At 42.8% G+C, this 733-nt stretch carries 1 protein-coding gene; it reads right to left on the bottom strand.

The annotated features are described in order from the left end of the window. Positions 1–521 (bottom strand): hypothetical protein (locus ACS8FD_RS20195; RefSeq protein WP_439277178.1); only part of this gene is annotated, 521 nt, incomplete at its 3' end. Positions 522–733: the final 212 nt, after the last annotated feature.

Raw genomic sequence — 733 nt, forward strand, 5'->3', positions numbered from 1 at the left:
GTCTCACCTGCATAGTCTTTTTCGCCTATATAATTACCCGTTGCCAGCTGTAGATTGGCTTGTGTGTCTTCAGCGCTACGATGACGAGCCTTATCCAAACTTGACTCAAAAGCTCCGCGAATAAGCTGCCAGACAAAACCTAAAAACAACCCTGCAACCAACACCACTAGAATGGGTAATGCATTGGTAATGGCCCCTGTCATGTCTTTCATCATGATAGCGTAAACCACGCTGATGCTCGCTGGTGCAATAACACTAGGATCACTCAGTGCAGTTCCTGGAGCTAATAAAACTGCAAACAGAACCATCCAGCTCATGCCACCTAATGGACGTGGCAGCATACGCGCCACCAATATCCAAAGTAATAATACTATAATAGAACCACCAAGGTATGCGTACATTGGCAAGTCAGCAGGTGGCACGTCTTTGACCATCTGACTCCACCAAATAACAATCTCACCAAGAAGATCGCTCAGCTTTTCTAAAGGTAAGCTGTCTAAGATACTTTTTAACCAGTCCATGCGTGTTTAGTTACCTAAGTTTATAAGTTGCTCGGTTTATCAATCGCTTGGTTTGTAATTCGATGACAATGATCTTATCAACTGATAGCGAAATTGCTGACTACATGGTCTTTCAGTTGACCAGCAACTTGGCACCAATATACAAGTTTGATAAATGATCAGTTTATCACGATATAGATGCTCAATCGTAAATATTGTCTTGAGCCTCACGG

It is taken from the genome of Psychrobacter sp. 1U2 (assembly GCF_051847575.1).